This is a genomic window from Streptomyces sp. NPDC007983 (assembly GCF_042958345.1).
Classification (GTDB): domain Bacteria; phylum Actinomycetota; class Actinomycetes; order Streptomycetales; family Streptomycetaceae; genus Streptomyces.
Genome location: NZ_JBIBJI010000003.1, coordinates 351,871 through 365,506 on the forward strand (window position 1 = coordinate 351,871; position 13,636 = coordinate 365,506).

Consider the following 13,636-nt stretch of genomic DNA (forward strand, 5'->3'; position numbering starts at 1 on the left):
CCCGGCCCCGGACCTCGGTCCGGACCGACCCCGCGCCCGAGCCCGGTCCGGGCTCAGGTCGAGGAGGTGCCGTCAGGCCGTGCGCTCCCCCTTGGCGCCCTTCGGGGAGGCGGTGGCACGGGCTTCACCGGGCTCCGGCTCCTCCTCGAAGTCCACCTTGTTCATGTGCTTGTTCATGGACTTCATCAGGAGCCACACCGCGCCGCCGATCAGTGCGAAGACGACGAACCCGAGCAGGCCGGGGGTCACCTTGTTCTCGTCCAGATCCTTGGCGAGCGGGACGAGATGCGTCATGGCGAGGGTGCTGGTCGCGCTCATCATGGGGTCAATTGTTGCGGATGCCCGCGAAGAGGTCGTCCTCGGGGAGGGAGGTATCCACGAGCGACTTCGCGAGCTCGTATTCTTCCGTCGGCCAGACCTCCTTCTGGATGTCCATGGGCACCCGGAACCAGCCGCCGTCGGGATCGATCTGCGTGCGGTGCGCGATCAGCGCCTTGTCGCGGATCTCGAAGTACTCGGCGCACGGCACATAGGTGGTCAGAGTGCGCTCGCGCCGGGAGAACTCCTTCCAGCGCTCCAGCCACTCCCCGTACGGCGACTCCAGGCCGCGCGCGAGCAGCGCCTCGTGCAGGGCGACGGTGCGCGGCCGGTTGAAGCCCTGGTTGTAGTAGAGCTTCTGCGGCTGCCACGCCGGGCCCGCCTCGGGGTACTTCTCGGGGTCCCCGGCCGCCTCGAAGGCCACCATCGTGATCTTGTGGGTCATGATGTGGTCGGGGTGCGGATAGCCGCCGTTCTCGTCATAGGTGGTGATGACCTGCGGCCGGAAGGAGCGGATCAGCTTCACGAGCGCGCCCGCCGCCTCGTCCACGTCCTGGAGCGCGAAGCAGCCCTCGGGCAGCGGGGGCAGCGGGTCGCCCTCGGGCAGCCCGGAGTCCACGAAGCCCAGCCACTCCTGCTTCACCCCGAGGATCTCGCGCGCCTCGTCCATCTCCTTGGCGCGCACCTCGTGAATGTGCTCCTCGATATACGGATCCCCCTGGAGCTTGGGGTTGAGGATGGACCCCCGCTCACCGCCTGTGCAGGTCGCGACCAGCACGTCCACCCCCTCGGACACGTACTTGGCCATGGTGGCCGCGCCCTTGCTCGACTCGTCATCCGGGTGCGCGTGCACGGCCATCAAACGCAGCTGCTCAGTCAAGTTCGATCCTCAGTGATTCGTCGCGGAAGACGGCTTCTATAGTGACCCACAGCGGGCCCGAATAATTCCGGGTCTCCCAAGCAGGAGGAAGCGATCATGTCGGCGGTGCGCGAGGGCCTTCCCGAGGGGCGCTACGGCCGCTCCGCGGACGAGCGGGCCGACCGCAAGCTGAAGATCATCGGTTCGGTGCTCGGCGCCGGACTGATCGCCCTGATCGCCTGGTTCGGTTACGCGTACGTCGTCGAGGAGGACGTCAGCGGCCAGCTGACCGGTTTCAAGGTGACCGCGGGCAACACCGTCGACGTCCGGCTGGAGATCACCAAGGACCGGGACTCCACCGCCGTGTGCACGGTGCGCGCGCTGGACACCTACCACGACGAGGTGGGCCGCAAGAGCTTCACCTTCGGGCAGCGCCAGGACGACCTGATCAAGGTCATGACGGTGCGCACCACCGGACGTGCGACCAGCGCCGAGCTGGTCGGCTGCGACTCCGCCACGGACGGCTGAGCCGGGCGCCGGGCCGCCCGCCCGGACACCGCCCCGAGGGGCCCGGACCCCGCCCGGAGAGCGGCTGGACACCGGCCGGAGGGCTCGGCCAGCCATGCCCAGGCTGGCCGGTTTTGTCCCGTTTCATGCGCATGGAGCTGAGTTCCCTCCTCCCCGTTTCCTGTCGGAATTGTTAGGCTCGTGGTTTCGCCCGGCTTTGAAGGCGCACCCTTCTGAGTAGGGCGTTCATTTGTATTCCCAGCACCGACGAGGAGCACCTGTGACCCAGACCAGCGAGAACGTCACCTGGCTGACCCAGGAGGCGTACGACCAGCTCAAGGCCGAGCTGGAGTACCTGTCGGGTCCGGCACGTATCGAGATCGCGAAGAAGATCGAGGCTGCCCGGGAGGAAGGTGACCTCCGGGAGAACGGTGGTTACCACGCCGCCAAGGAAGAGCAGGGCAAGCAGGAGCTCCGGGTGCGTCAGCTGACGCAGCTCCTGGAGCACGCGAAGGTCGGAGAGGCACCCGCGGACACCGGCGTGGTCGCGCCCGGCATGGTCGTCACCATCGCCTTCGACGGCGACCCGGACGACACCCTGACCTTCCTTCTCGCCTCTCGTGAATACGCGAGCTCGGACATCGAGACCTACTCGCCGCAGTCCCCGCTGGGCACGGGTGTGAACGGCAAGAAGGTCGGCCAGGACGCCGAATACGAACTGCCCAACGGCCGTACGGCATCGGTGCGCATCCTGGACGCCAAGCCTTACCAGGGCTGAGTGCTGCCCCGAACGCCCACACCCGCACGACTCACGGCGAGCCCCCGGCCCGACGGCCGGGGGCTCGCCGCATGACACGGACGGTCAGGCGGTCGCCGAGCGGTACTTCCGGACCGACAGCGTCCGGAACACCACGATGATCACCACCGACCACAGCACCGACGCCGGCACCGGATGCTGCATCGGCCAGGCGTCCGAGACCACGCCCTGCGGATTGCCGAACAGCTCCCGGCAGGCCTGCACCGTGGCGCTGAACGGGTTCCAGTCCGCGATGTGCCCCAGGAACTCGGGCATCTTGCTGGACGGCACGAACGCGTTCGAGATGAAGGTCAGCGGGAACAGCCAGATCAGCCCGCCGGACGTCGCGGCCTCGGGGGTCCGCACCGTCAGCCCGATCAGCGCGCCGATCCAGGAGAAGGCGTAGCCGAGCAGGAGCAGCAGGCCGAAGGCGCCCAGCGCGCTCAGGATTCCGTCGTGCACCCGCCAGCCCACGATGAGCGCGACGATCGCCAGCACGACCAGCGTCAGCGCCGTCTGCACCAGATCCGCGAGCGTACGGCCGGTGAGCACCGCGCCGCGCGCCATCGGCAGGGAGCGGAACCGGTCGATCAGCCCCTTGTGCATGTCGTCGGCGATCCCCGCGCCCGCGCCCGCCGTCGCGAAGGTGACGGTCTGCGCGAAGATCCCGCCCATCAGGAACTCGCGATAGACGTTGGCGTCCGCGCTGGCCTGCCCCGGCACCATGATCGCGCCACCGAATACATAGCTGAACAGCACCACGAACATAATGGGCTGAATCAGGCCAAAAATAACCACTTCCGGAATTCGCATCATCCGGATCAGATTCCGCTGGGCGACCACCAGCGAGTCCCGGACCGCCGCGAGCGGCCCGCCGCGCGGCCGGGGGGCGGTGGCGACGGTGGCGCCGGACTCTTCGGCAACGGCCATCACTTGCCTCCCTCGTGAGCGCGGCGCGCAGAGCCGCTCACCGCGCCGCCGTCCTCGCCGCCGTCCTCGGCGCCATGGCCGGTGAGCGAGATGAAGACGTCGTCGAGCGTCGGGCGGCGCAGCCCGATGTCGTCGATCTCCACGCCACGGGTGTCCAGTTCGCGGATGACCTCGGCCAGCAGCTTGGCCCCGCCGACCACCGGCACGGTGACCTTGCGGGTGTGCTCCTGCACCGTGGTCTCGCCCTTGCCCAGCACGCTCAGCACATGTTCGGCGACCGCGATGTGCTCCCGCTCGTGCACCACGACCTCCACCCGCTCCCCGCCGATGCGGGCCTTGAGCTGGTCGGAGGTCCCGCGGGCGATGACCTTGCCGCGGTCGATCACGCAGATGTCATGGGCCAGATGGTCGGCCTCCTCCAGATACTGGGTGGTCAGCAGCAGCGTCGTGCCGCCCGCCACCAGTTCCTGGATGACCTCCCACAGCGCTTGCCGGTTGCGCGGGTCGAGCCCCGTCGTCGGCTCGTCCATGAACATCACGGGCGGGCTGACGACCAGGGCGGCGGCGAGGTCGAGGCGGCGGCGCATGCCGCCGGAGTACGTCTTGGCGGTGCGGTCGGCCGCGTCCGCCAGGTGGAACCGCTCCAGCAGCTCGTCCGCGCGGGACTTCGCCTCGCGCGCGCTCATCTGGTACAGCTGACCGACCATCCGGAGGTTCTCGCGGCCCGTCAGATACTCGTCGACGGCGGCGAACTGCCCGGACAGGCCGATGGACCGGCGGACCTCATTGGGGTACTTGAGCACATCCACCCCGGCGACCACCGCCGTTCCGCTGTCGGGGCGCAGCAGCGTGGTCAGCACGCGCACGGCGGTGGTCTTCCCGGCGCCGTTGGGGCCGAGCAGTCCGAGCACGGTTCCTTCCGGCACATCGAGATCGACGCCGTCCAGAGCTCTTACTTCGCCGAAGGTCTTCACCAGGCCCTCGGCGTGGATCGCGCCTGGCATGTTGGCACTCCCAGAGTTGGGTGTTCCTGGGTTGAGTCAGGTCCACGAAAGATCGTTTGACGTGACGTGCGGCGGCGAATGTTTCTCGCCACACAGGGACGCGTCCCCTCAATAAAGGCATATGTCCGCCCACAAGGGCAGCGTCGCGACAGCAACTGGAGAGGAATCATAGCGCAGTCGCGATACATCGCGATATACGTGAGGTGACGAATGGCCCGACGTGAACCGTCAGACCATCACGGTGTACCCGGCCCCGTGCAGCGCCTTCCGGACCTCGGCGCAGTGCTCCGGACCCTTCGTCTCCAGCTGCAGCTCCACCTCCGCCTCGCTGAGCCCCAGCCGCGGATTGATCCGTACATGGCTGATGTCGAGCACATTGGCGTCCACCGCCGACAGCTCCGCCAGCAGCGTCGCCAGCGCCCCCGGCCGGTCGGTGAGCCGCAGCCGCAGCGACAGATAGCGGCCCGCCGCGGCCATGCCGTGCCGCAGAACGCGCTGCATCAGCAGCGGATCCACATTGCCGCCCGAGAGCACCGACACCACCGGCCCCTCGAAGGACCCCGGATCGGCCAGCACCGCCGCCACCGGGCTCGCCCCCGCCGGTTCCACCACCAGCTTCGCCCGCTCCAGGCACAGCAGCAGCGCGCTGGACAACTCGTCCTCGCTGACCGTACGGACCTCGTCGACCAGCGCGCTGATGATCCCGAACGGAACGTCGCCCGGCCGCCCCACCTTGATGCCGTCCGCCATCGTCACCGGCGCCTCGACCGACACCGGCCGCCCCGCCGCCAGCGACGGCGGATACGCCGCGGCGCCCGCCGCCTGCACCCCCACCACCCGTACGTCCGGCCGCAGCGCCTTCACCGCCACCGCGAGCCCGGCCGCGAGCCCGCCGCCGCCGATGCCCACCACGATCGTGCGCACCTCGGGGCACTGCTCCAGGATCTCCAGGCCCACCGTGCCCTGTCCCGCGATGATGTCCGGGTGGTCGAACGGATGGATGAAGACCGCGCCGGTCTGCTCCGCGTACCGCTGCGCCGCCCGCATCGTCTCGTCCACGATCTGGCCCTCGAGGCGGACCTCCGCGCCGTAGTCCCGGGTCGCCGCGATCTTCGGCAGCGGCGCGCCCTCGGGCATGAAGACGGTCGACCGCACCCCCAGCAGCGAGGCCGCGAGCGCGACGCCCTGCGCATGGTTCCCGGCGCTCGCCGCGACCACCCCCGCGGCCCGCTCCCCGGCCGTCAGCCGCGCGATCCGCACATAGGCCCCGCGCAGCTTGAACGAGCCCGTACGCTGCAGGTTCTCGCACTTCAGCTGCACCGGGGCGCCGACCAGACCGGTCAGGAAGCGGCTGCCCTCCAGAGCGGTCAGCCGGGAGACCCCCGAGAGCGTCTTCTGCGCCTCGCGCACATCATCCAGGGTGATCGCGAGCGGGGCGGACGGTACGGAGCGTGCGGGGCGCCGGGCCGGGCCGGGCCCGTCCTCTCCGCCGGATCGTGGGGCCATGGCCCCAGTCTCGCAGTTCCCCCCGGAACACGGCCGGGCCGGGGCGATCAGGGGGTGTCTTGCCGATCATGTCGGCCTGATCGGCAAGACACCCCCTGGGGCTTGGCCGGTTGTGGGCAGGTTTCCGCAGCCCCCGTACGGGCAGCGCCCGGGCCGCGTACTCTGTGCCCCATCCCACAGACCACCGCATGAAGTGAGCCCTAGGCCATGCCCACCCAATCGGACATGACGACTCAACTCGACACAGGCGTACTCGATTCACTCCAGCACCAGGTCGCGGTCTTCGCGCGCCGCGCGGAGCAGACCCGGCTCGGCGGCGTCGGACAGGCCCGCAACTCGATGGACCGCGCCGCCTACCTGCTGCTCAACCGGCTCGACCAGGAAGGCCCCATGGGGGTCAAGGCACTCGCCGGAGGCATGGGCATCGACTCGTCGACCGTGACCCGGCAGGTCGCCCCGCTGGTCGACTCCGGCCTGGTCAAGCGCACCTCGCACCCCGAGGACGGCCGCGCCGTCGTCCTCCAGCTCTCCCCGCGCGGCAAGGCCCGCCTGGAGGAGGTGCGCTCCTCGCGGCGCGAGCTGATGGCGCAGGTCACGGACGGCTGGACGGTGGAGGAGCGCGATATGTTCTGCGATCTGCTCACCCGCTTCAACGTCGCGCTGTCCGCCGCGCACGGCGGGGTCCCGCAGGCGGCGACACCGGCGTCCTGAAGCCAGGCACTCCCGACCGCCCGGACCCTTGACCGGACTCTTGACCGGGCGCCCCTGCCTGCCGTGTCCTTGAGGGACGAACGGCGGAGGGCGCGGTGCGAGAGCGGCGGGCAGCACGGGAGAGCCGCCGGACCCGGGAATTCGAGGCATTCGTCGCGGGCGCCGGTGGCAGGTTGTTGCACGCGGCCACACTGCTCACGGGGGAACCGACGGGGGAATCGGCGGGGGAAACCGAAGCCGCGCAAGCCCTGCTGACCGCCGCGCTCGCGCGCACCTACGCCCGCTGGGACCGGCTGCGCGGCGAGGATCCGTACGACCGCACCCGCCAGGAACTGGCCGCCCTCTTCGCCCACCGGGCCCGCCGCTACCGCCGCCCGCACGGCGGCGTGCTCGACCGGCTCACCCCGCGTGAGCGGCTGGTGCTGGTGCTGCGGCTGTACGAGGGGGCCGCGGAGGAGCAGACGGCGGCCACGCTCGGCCTGCCGGTCGAGCGGGTACGGGCCATCTGCACGCGCGCGGTGACCCTGATGCGCGCCGCCCCGCCCCCGACCGGCGCCCGGGCCGCCCCCGGCCCACCCCCGGTAGCGGCACGATGACCTTCCCGGACCGCAAGGAGGACCAGGTCCGGCGGATGCTGGAGGGTCCGCACCCCGTGCTGCCGCCGCATCTGGCCGCGCGGGCGGCCGGGCGCGGGCAGCGGCTGCTGCGGCGCCGCCGGGCGGCGCGGGCCGTCGGCTGGGCGCTGCTGCTCGCGGCCGTCGTCGCGTTCACCGTCTGGGCGGCGGTCGTCCACCCGTGGGCGGGGCCGCCCACCGACACCACCCCTCCGCTGGAGGGGTGGTGAGGGGTTCAGGCCATGGGTCTCAGGCGAGCGCCTGGGTCAGATCCCCCAGCAGGTCGTCGATGGACTCGATGCCCACGGACAGCCGTACGAGATCCGCCGGCACCTCCAGCGCCGAACCGGCCGCCGAGGCGTGCGTCATCCGCCCCGGGTGCTCGATCAGCGATTCGACGCCGCCCAGCGACTCGCCGAGCGTGAAGAGCTTGGCCCGGTTGCAGACCTCGACCGCCGCCTCCTCACCGCCGGTGACCCGGAAGGACACCATGCCGCCGAAGCCCCGCATCTGCTTGGCCGCGACCTCGTGGCCCGCGTGCCCGGGCAGCCCCGGGTAGAAGACCTCGGTCACCTTGGGGTGGGCGGTGAGCAGCTCCGCGACACGCGTGGCGTTCGCGCTGTGCCGGTCCATCCGTACCCCGAGCGTCTTGATGCCGCGCAGCACCAGCCAGGAGTCGAAGGGGGCGGCGACGGCGCCCATCGCGTTCTGGTGGAAGGCGAGTTCGTCGCCGAGGCCCGGGTCGGAGACGACCAGCGCGCCGCCGACGACGTCCGAGTGGCCGCCCATGTACTTGGTGGTGGAGTGCACGACGACATCCGCGCCGAGCGCCAGCGGCTGCTGCAGATAGGGGCTGGCGAAGGTGTTGTCCACCACCAGCCGGGCCCCCGCGGTGCGGGCGACGTCGGCGACGGCGGCGATGTCGGTGATGCCGAGCAGCGGGTTGCTCGGCGTCTCGACCCAGATCACCTTCGTACGGGGGCGCAGCGCGGCCCGTACCGCCGCCGGGTCGGAGGTGTCGGCGACCGACCACTCCACGCCCCAGCGCTCCACGACCTTGGCGAAGAGCCGGAACGTACCGCCGTACGCGTCGTTCGGGATGACCACGTGGTCGCCGGGCACCAGCAGCGTGCGCAGCAGGCAGTCCTCGGCGGCGAGGCCGGAGGCGAAGGCGAGCCCGCGGCGGCCTCCCTCCAGGGCCGCCAGGTTCTCCTCCAGGGCGGTACGGGTGGGGTTGGCGGAACGGCTGTACTCATAGCCGCCGCGCAGGCCGCCCACCCCGTCCTGCTTGTAGGTGGAGACCTGGTAGATCGGCGGAACGACGGCGCCGGTGAGCGGGTCCGCCTCCTGGCCCGCATGGATGGCGAGCGTCTCGAAGCTGTGAGGGTGCTGGTCGGTCATGGGCCCGAGCGTAACGCGCGACGCGCGGTCCAGGATTCAACCGCCGCCGGGGCGCATAGGCTGGACCACAAGCCGTCACGGGACTTCACACGGGGACACCTCATGGAGCTTCTGATCTTCCTCATCGCCGTCGTCATGATCGGCGGGCTGATCGTGCTGCCCGCGCTGCGGCGCAGGCGCGGCGGCCGCGAGACCCTGCGGGGCGCGATGCGCGCCACGGACCCGGGCGAGTACGGCTTCGTACCGCGCGAACAGCTGGACGTACGGCTGCCCGGCCCCGACCACCAGCTCATCGAGGCGCTGGAGGAGGTCCAGGCCCACCAGGACTGGCAGCCCGCCTCCCGGCTGCTCGCGCTCACCGAGGCGACCTCCGAACTGCGCTGGCAGCGCGTCCAGACGCTCGCCGGAGCCGCCGCGTACGAACTCGCCCAGGCCCCGGGGCGGGGCGGGATGTGGCTGCGCACCTGGCGCGTCGCCGCCCCCGAGGACCCGGGTGCGGCCGCCGTGCAGGCGGAGTTCCTGGTCCGCCAGGCGCTGCTCGACCCGTCCTCGCAGGACTTCCGCATGATCCTGGAGGAGGCCCGGGACGTCTGCCACGAGGCGGCGCGGCTGGCCCCGGACGACCCCGTTCCGTACATCGTCGAACTCGGCGTCGCCCGCGGACTCCCCTACCGGCAGGCCGACTTCGAGGAGCTGTGGACCAAGGTCACCGACCGCGCCCCGCACCACATGGGCGCCCATCTCGCCGCCCTCCACTACTGGTGCGAGAAGTGGCACGGCTCCCAGGACCGCGCCGACGCCTTCACCCACGCCGCCGCAGGGTCCGCCCCCGACAAGAGCCTCCTGCCCGCCCTCCCCCTCTTCGGCGTCTTCGAGCACCTGCCCGAGGTCAACCTCGTCCGCAGCCTCTACCAGAGCGACGTGGTCACCAAGGCGGTCGAGGGCGCCCTGTACGCCGTCCGCCAGGCCCCCGCCGACCACCCGGTCCTCCCCCACGTCCGCCATCTGCTGGTCTGGTTCCTGGTCCGCTCCGAGCGGTACGCGGACGCCATGGAGCAGCTGCGCCACGTGGACGGCCACGTGGGCGCGGTGCCCTGGTCGTACGGGGCGGACCCGGCGGCCGAGTACGCCGTCTACCGGGCGCTGGCGGTGGCCGGCTGGGAGGGCCGCGGCGGCTCGCCTGCGACCCTCCCGAAGTGAGCGGCCCCACGGAATTCGGCGCCGCCCGCGCCCGTTGTACTAATGAGTCGCCGTACTCCTGAAGGAGCCCTTCCCATGCTGTTCAGCCGCCGCGAGAACCACCTCCCGACCCCCGAGGAGGCGCTGAAGGGCCGCCCCGAACCGGGCTTCACGGTCCCCGACCGCCACACCGTCCTCGGCAACCCGCTCACCGGCCCGTACCCGCGGGGCCTGGTCGTCGCCGACTTCGGCCTCGGCTGCTTCTGGGGCGCCGAGCGCGTCTTCTGGCAGGCCCCCGGCGTCTGGACCACCCTGGTCGGCTACCAGGGCGGCCACACCGAGAACCCCACGTACGAAGAGGTCTGCAGCGGCCTCACCGCCCACACCGAGGCCGTCCGCGTCGTCTTCGACCCCGAGGTCACCTCGTACGGCGCCCTCCTGAAGCTCTTCTGGGAGTCCCACGACCCCACCCAGCACTTCCGCCAGGGCAACGACGTCGGCACCCAGTACCGCTCGGCCATCTACACCCACTCCCCGGAGCAGCAGTCCGAGGCCGAGTCCTCCCGCGCCGCCTACCAGTCCGTCCTGACCGGCTCGGGCTACGGCGAGATCGCCACCGAGATCCTCCCCGCCGGCCCCTTCTACCCGGCCGAGCCGTACCACCAGCAGTACCTGGACAAGAACCCCGCGGGCTACTGCGGCATCGGCGGCACGGGCGTCTCCTGCCCGATCGGCGTGGCCCGGGCGGACGGCTGAGCGGCAATGCCACCCAGCTGAGGGCCGGCTTCGGCGAATGGCGGGGCCGGCGGAGTGGTGCGACCATCGAACCACGTCTGTCGGCCGGTAGACCCGGCGCATGATGCGCGGTCGCTGTTCCTCCCCGGAGGGAGCTGCCATGGCCAAGAATCTGGTCCTGTGCTGCGACGGCACGTGGGACCTCGCCGACCAGCCCAACAAGACGAACGTCACCAAGGTCGCCCTGGCCGTCCGGCCGCGGGCGGACGGCGTGGAGCAGCGCGTGTACTACGGGCGCGGTGTCGGCACACGCCGGTGGGAGCGCCTGCGCGGCGGCGCGTTCGGCATGGGGTTGTCCAGCAACGTCCTGGACGCCTACCGCTTCCTCGTCGACGCCTACGAGCCCGGTGACCAGCTGTATCTGTTCGGCTTCAGCCGGGGGGCCTTCACCGCCCGCAGCCTGGCCGGTCTGGTGCGCAACTCCGGCATCCTGCGCCGGGAGAACGCCCACCGGATCAAGGAGGCGTGGGCCCTGTACCGCGACCGGATCGAGAAGCCGGCCGGCACTGCCGCCACCCTGTTCCGCCAGGCGTACGCGTACGAGACGGAGATCCGCTTCATCGGAGTGTGGGACACGGTCGGTACCCTCGGCATCCCGGTTCCGGGTCCCCGGTGGCTCAAGCCGGTCGTGGCCTCGGTCAACCGTCGGTGGGCGTTCCACGACACCGAACTGAGCAGCTGGGTGAAGGGGGCCTTCCACGCACTGGCCATCGACGAGCAGCGCACACCGTTCATCCCGACGCTGTGGCACCAGCAGCCCGGCGCCGACGACAACGGCCAGGAACTGAAGCAGGTGTGGTTCGCCGGAGTGCACAGCGACGTCGGCGGCGGCTACAGCGAGACGGCCCTGTCCGACATCACCCTGCTGTGGATGGTCCGCCAGGCTCGCCGTCACGGGCTGGAGTTCGACCCCGAGGTCCTCGGCGAGACCACGCCGCGCGCCATGGGCTTCCCTGTGCGGCCCGACATCATGGGCACGATGCACAACTCACGCACCGGCCTCTACCTCATGGACCGGCCGTGGCACCGGCCCATTGGACAGTCCGCGGACACGTCGGGTCGCGCCGACGGGTGCGAGTACCTCTCGGAAACCGCTCGCATACGCCACGACGAGGACACGTCCTACCGGCCGCCCGAACTCGACCACTATCTCGCGCAGGGACGAGTACACCTCGAACCGGTGCCCCTGACCGCTCCCGACTCGCATCGAGCGCCTGCCGGACCGATGTGACCCGGGCGGCTCGGAAGTCTCGGCGACGCTGCACGCGCTGCTCACGGGGACGGACCGGTAGGCAGTTCACGTAGGACGGGTACCTTTCGCGCGCTGAGCAGCACCGCGCCCTCACTCGTTCGGGCGATGCGATCGGGCTCGCGCTCGCGCTCGATAGGCTGCTCCCAGGGATCAGAATCTCGCCCATGGGAGCAGCAATGACCACCTCCGCCACTGGGCAGCCACTCATCCCCGAGCCGCCTGCCACTGTCACGGCCCTTCGCCAGGCCGTCGCGCAAATCGCCCCCGCGGCCCTGCCAGCCTTCACGCAGGAGCTGGATCAGGCCGCCGACCAGTCCCGCCAGGCTTCCGACCTTTCCCCGCTCCAGCGGTTCATCGCCCAGTGGGCCGTCTACGTCCACATTCAGCGGCAACCGAGCCTCGCGAAGGAGTTCCGTCGCTGGGAGGACGCGGCCGAGACCGGCGACGCGACACAGGCCCGACGCGCCGCGTCCGCCATTGGCAAAATCCTGGACGACGCGCACGCCGCGCTCGGCCTCGCGCCGCGGTGAGCACCGACTGGCGCTGGGAGTACGACCCCGATCACGCTCATGTGACAGGCGGCATCCCCGCTCATGTGGTGACCGAAGTGGAGCGCCTCGCCGGGCAACTGGTCGACCTGGCCGGTATGGGTGTCGATGTCAGCGACTACGGCAACGGCCCTCGGCCAGGAGGGATGCGCCGCATGGACGCGGCGGGCGGCTATTTCTTCTTCCTGGTTGCACCGACCGACTGATCGTGATCGTCCGCATCATGCCACCGTTCCAAAACATCTAGACGGTGTCGGTGTCCCCGAGTGTCCGCTGATTCGCCGCAGAAGAATTCGGTCGAACGGGCCGAACGCCGTCGCTAGCGTATGACGGATGAAAATTCGGGCGTTCGAGGAGCATGACTGGCCGCAGGTCTGGCCGATCATCGAGCAGATTGTCCGCAAGGCGGACACGTTCTGCTATGACCCTCTCCAGACCGAGGCACAGGCACACGACATGTGGGTGGTACCGCCTCCGGGACATGTCGTGGTGGCCGTGGAAGGCCAGCGCGTGCTCGGCACCTCGAACATGTACCCCAACCGGCCCGGCCCCGGTGCCCACATCGCCAGCGGCAACTTCATGGTGGCATCCGAGGCACGCGGCCAAGGTGTCGGTCAAGCGCTGGGTGAGTATCTGCTCAACTGGGCCTCGGCCTGCGGTTTCGCGGGTGTGCAGTTCAACGCGGTCGCAGCTTCGAACACGCCCGCTCTCAAGCTGTACGAGCGACTCGGGTTCGCCATCATCGGCACCGTCCCGGGCGCGTTCCGGCATCCGGCGCTGGGGCCGGTCGGGCTGCACGTCATGTATCACGGCCTGGACGCCTGACCCACACCGCCGCGCAGACGCCCCACCACCGGACGTTCGAGGAGTCACCGTGAGCAGGGGTTATTACACCTCATGGACGGTCCCTGAGGAGCACCGAGCCAATTCGACGTACGTAGAGGCAGGCGCCGCCATCGCCCTCGGGCAGGCCGTCTACGACCGCCGTGCGGCCCTCGGCATCAGCCAAGCCCTGCTCGCCGAGCGCACCGGCCTGACCGTGGATGAGATCGACCGCCTCGAAGGCGGCGGCACCGCTCCTGCCCTGCCGCTCCTGCGCGCCTTGGCCAAGGCGCTGGACGCGGCGCTGGATGTGTCGATCGATACGGAAGAGACCCGCGTCTCATTCGTGCCGCACGCCGCTTGACCAGCTGGACGATGCACACGCCGCCCTCGG

18 protein-coding genes are annotated in these 13,636 nt (G+C 70.5%); 12 read left to right on the top strand and 6 right to left on the bottom strand.

The features are described from left to right. Nucleotides 1–72 precede the first annotated feature (72 nt). Together ACFZCY_RS10565 and mca are read right to left on the bottom strand one after the other, a co-directional pair. Complete coding sequence (locus ACFZCY_RS10565; RefSeq protein ID WP_391172110.1) at nucleotides 73–318, bottom strand: hypothetical protein; 246 nt, start codon at nucleotides 316–318, stop codon at nucleotides 73–75. A 7-nt stretch (nucleotides 319–325) separates the two neighbouring features. Continuing rightward, nucleotides 326–1,198 (bottom strand): mycothiol conjugate amidase Mca, encoded by an 873-nt coding sequence (mca, locus tag ACFZCY_RS10570; protein ID WP_391171025.1) that lies wholly within the window; start codon nucleotides 1,196–1,198, stop codon nucleotides 326–328. 96 nt (nucleotides 1,199–1,294) lie between these two features. On the opposite strand from mca, the gene ACFZCY_RS10575 reads away from it, so the two are divergent. Together ACFZCY_RS10575 and greA are read left to right on the top strand one after the other, a co-directional pair. Beyond that, nucleotides 1,295–1,705, top strand: a complete 411-nt coding sequence (locus tag ACFZCY_RS10575; RefSeq protein ID WP_391171027.1) for a DUF4307 domain-containing protein — start codon at nucleotides 1,295–1,297, stop codon at nucleotides 1,703–1,705. Nucleotides 1,706–1,964: 259 nt separating this feature from the next. Beyond that, complete coding sequence (greA, locus tag ACFZCY_RS10580) at nucleotides 1,965–2,462, top strand: transcription elongation factor GreA (protein WP_055548325.1); 498 nt, start codon at nucleotides 1,965–1,967, stop codon at nucleotides 2,460–2,462. Between the two features lie 84 nt (nucleotides 2,463–2,546). Here greA and ACFZCY_RS10585 read toward each other — a convergent pair whose 3' ends face one another. The 3 genes from ACFZCY_RS10585 to ilvA all read right to left on the bottom strand — a co-directional run bounded on the left by ACFZCY_RS10585 (nucleotide 2,547) and on the right by ilvA (nucleotide 5,920). Beyond that, nucleotides 2,547–3,410: an ABC transporter permease gene (locus ACFZCY_RS10585; RefSeq protein ID WP_391171030.1), complete on the bottom strand. Its 864-nt coding sequence runs from the start codon at nucleotides 3,408–3,410 to the stop codon at nucleotides 2,547–2,549. Further along, complete coding sequence (locus ACFZCY_RS10590; protein WP_391171032.1) at nucleotides 3,410–4,414, bottom strand: ATP-binding cassette domain-containing protein; 1,005 nt, start codon at nucleotides 4,412–4,414, stop codon at nucleotides 3,410–3,412. Before ACFZCY_RS10590 ends, ACFZCY_RS10585 begins: the two co-directional genes overlap by 1 nt. Before the next feature lie 228 nt (nucleotides 4,415–4,642). After that, complete coding sequence (gene ilvA / locus ACFZCY_RS10595) at nucleotides 4,643–5,920, bottom strand: threonine ammonia-lyase (RefSeq protein ID WP_391171034.1); 1,278 nt, start codon at nucleotides 5,918–5,920, stop codon at nucleotides 4,643–4,645. A 207-nt stretch (nucleotides 5,921–6,127) separates the two neighbouring features. Between ilvA and ACFZCY_RS10600 the strand changes: the two genes are divergently transcribed. The 3 genes from ACFZCY_RS10600 (at nucleotide 6,128) to ACFZCY_RS10610 (ending at nucleotide 7,475) form a co-directional block, all read left to right on the top strand. Continuing rightward, the gene (locus ACFZCY_RS10600) at nucleotides 6,128–6,631 is read left to right on the top strand and encodes a MarR family transcriptional regulator (protein WP_391171036.1); all 504 of its coding nucleotides are present in this window, start codon (nucleotides 6,128–6,130) and stop codon (nucleotides 6,629–6,631) included. Nucleotides 6,632–6,726: 95 nt separating this feature from the next. Beyond that, nucleotides 6,727–7,227, top strand: a complete 501-nt coding sequence (locus ACFZCY_RS10605) for a sigma factor-like helix-turn-helix DNA-binding protein (RefSeq protein ID WP_391171038.1) — start codon at nucleotides 6,727–6,729, stop codon at nucleotides 7,225–7,227. Further along, entirely contained in the window at nucleotides 7,224–7,475 is a 252-nt protein-coding gene (locus tag ACFZCY_RS10610; protein WP_391171040.1) for a hypothetical protein, read from the top strand. The genes ACFZCY_RS10605 and ACFZCY_RS10610 overlap by 4 nt, the downstream gene beginning before the upstream one ends. Nucleotides 7,476–7,494: 19 nt before the next feature. Here the strand turns inward: ACFZCY_RS10610 and ACFZCY_RS10615 are convergent, their stop codons facing one another. Beyond that, the gene (locus ACFZCY_RS10615; protein ID WP_391171042.1) at nucleotides 7,495–8,646 is read right to left on the bottom strand and encodes a cystathionine gamma-synthase; all 1,152 of its coding nucleotides are present in this window, start codon (nucleotides 8,644–8,646) and stop codon (nucleotides 7,495–7,497) included. A 102-nt stretch (nucleotides 8,647–8,748) separates the two neighbouring features. On the opposite strand from ACFZCY_RS10615, the gene ACFZCY_RS10620 reads away from it, so the two are divergent. The 7 genes from ACFZCY_RS10620 (at nucleotide 8,749) to ACFZCY_RS10650 (ending at nucleotide 13,606) form a co-directional block, all read left to right on the top strand. Continuing rightward, nucleotides 8,749–9,846, top strand: coding sequence for a hypothetical protein (locus ACFZCY_RS10620; RefSeq protein WP_391171044.1), 1,098 nt, complete (start codon nucleotides 8,749–8,751; stop codon nucleotides 9,844–9,846). A 75-nt stretch (nucleotides 9,847–9,921) separates the two neighbouring features. After that, on the top strand, nucleotides 9,922–10,581 hold the full coding sequence (gene msrA / locus ACFZCY_RS10625; RefSeq protein WP_391171046.1) for a peptide-methionine (S)-S-oxide reductase MsrA: 660 nt from the start codon (nucleotides 9,922–9,924) through the stop codon (nucleotides 10,579–10,581). 139 nt (nucleotides 10,582–10,720) lie between these two features. Further along, on the top strand, nucleotides 10,721–11,851 hold the full coding sequence (locus ACFZCY_RS10630; protein WP_391171048.1) for a phospholipase effector Tle1 domain-containing protein: 1,131 nt from the start codon (nucleotides 10,721–10,723) through the stop codon (nucleotides 11,849–11,851). Between the two features lie 197 nt (nucleotides 11,852–12,048). Beyond that, nucleotides 12,049–12,402 carry a DUF6247 family protein gene (locus ACFZCY_RS10635; protein ID WP_391171050.1) on the top strand — a complete coding sequence of 118 codons (354 nt, stop codon included), beginning with the start codon at nucleotides 12,049–12,051 and terminating at the stop codon, nucleotides 12,400–12,402. Beyond that, entirely contained in the window at nucleotides 12,399–12,626 is a 228-nt protein-coding gene (locus ACFZCY_RS10640) for a hypothetical protein (protein WP_391171052.1), read from the top strand. The genes ACFZCY_RS10635 and ACFZCY_RS10640 overlap by 4 nt, the downstream gene beginning before the upstream one ends. A gap of 127 nt (nucleotides 12,627–12,753) precedes the next feature. Next, nucleotides 12,754–13,245, top strand: a complete 492-nt coding sequence (locus ACFZCY_RS10645; protein WP_391171054.1) for a GNAT family N-acetyltransferase — start codon at nucleotides 12,754–12,756, stop codon at nucleotides 13,243–13,245. Nucleotides 13,246–13,294: 49 nt separating this feature from the next. Further along, nucleotides 13,295–13,606, top strand: a complete 312-nt coding sequence (locus ACFZCY_RS10650; RefSeq protein WP_391171056.1) for a helix-turn-helix domain-containing protein — start codon at nucleotides 13,295–13,297, stop codon at nucleotides 13,604–13,606. Nucleotides 13,607–13,636 lie beyond the last annotated feature (30 nt).

What these genes read in the sequence shown, in the direction of transcription:
- ACFZCY_RS10635 (WP_391171050.1), top strand. Translation starts at nt 12,049, where the DNA reads ATGACCACCTCCGCCACTGGGCAGCCACTCATCCCCGAGCCGCCTGCC.
- ACFZCY_RS10620 (WP_391171044.1), top strand. Translation starts at nt 8,749, where the DNA reads ATGGAGCTTCTGATCTTCCTCATCGCCGTCGTCATGATCGGCGGGCTG.
- ilvA (WP_391171034.1), bottom strand. Translation starts at nt 5,920, where the DNA reads ATGGCCCCACGATCCGGCGGAGAGGACGGGCCCGGCCCGGCCCGGCGC.
- ACFZCY_RS10630 (WP_391171048.1), top strand. Translation starts at nt 10,721, where the DNA reads ATGGCCAAGAATCTGGTCCTGTGCTGCGACGGCACGTGGGACCTCGCC.
- ACFZCY_RS10615 (WP_391171042.1), bottom strand. Translation starts at nt 8,646, where the DNA reads ATGACCGACCAGCACCCTCACAGCTTCGAGACGCTCGCCATCCATGCG.
- ACFZCY_RS10565 (WP_391172110.1), bottom strand. Translation starts at nt 318, where the DNA reads ATGAGCGCGACCAGCACCCTCGCCATGACGCATCTCGTCCCGCTCGCC.
- ACFZCY_RS10600 (WP_391171036.1), top strand. Translation starts at nt 6,128, where the DNA reads ATGCCCACCCAATCGGACATGACGACTCAACTCGACACAGGCGTACTC.
- msrA (WP_391171046.1), top strand. Translation starts at nt 9,922, where the DNA reads ATGCTGTTCAGCCGCCGCGAGAACCACCTCCCGACCCCCGAGGAGGCG.
- ACFZCY_RS10585 (WP_391171030.1), bottom strand. Translation starts at nt 3,410, where the DNA reads ATGGCCGTTGCCGAAGAGTCCGGCGCCACCGTCGCCACCGCCCCCCGG.
- ACFZCY_RS10645 (WP_391171054.1), top strand. Translation starts at nt 12,754, where the DNA reads ATGAAAATTCGGGCGTTCGAGGAGCATGACTGGCCGCAGGTCTGGCCG.
- ACFZCY_RS10590 (WP_391171032.1), bottom strand. Translation starts at nt 4,414, where the DNA reads ATGCCAGGCGCGATCCACGCCGAGGGCCTGGTGAAGACCTTCGGCGAA.
- ACFZCY_RS10575 (WP_391171027.1), top strand. Translation starts at nt 1,295, where the DNA reads ATGTCGGCGGTGCGCGAGGGCCTTCCCGAGGGGCGCTACGGCCGCTCC.
- ACFZCY_RS10610 (WP_391171040.1), top strand. Translation starts at nt 7,224, where the DNA reads ATGACCTTCCCGGACCGCAAGGAGGACCAGGTCCGGCGGATGCTGGAG.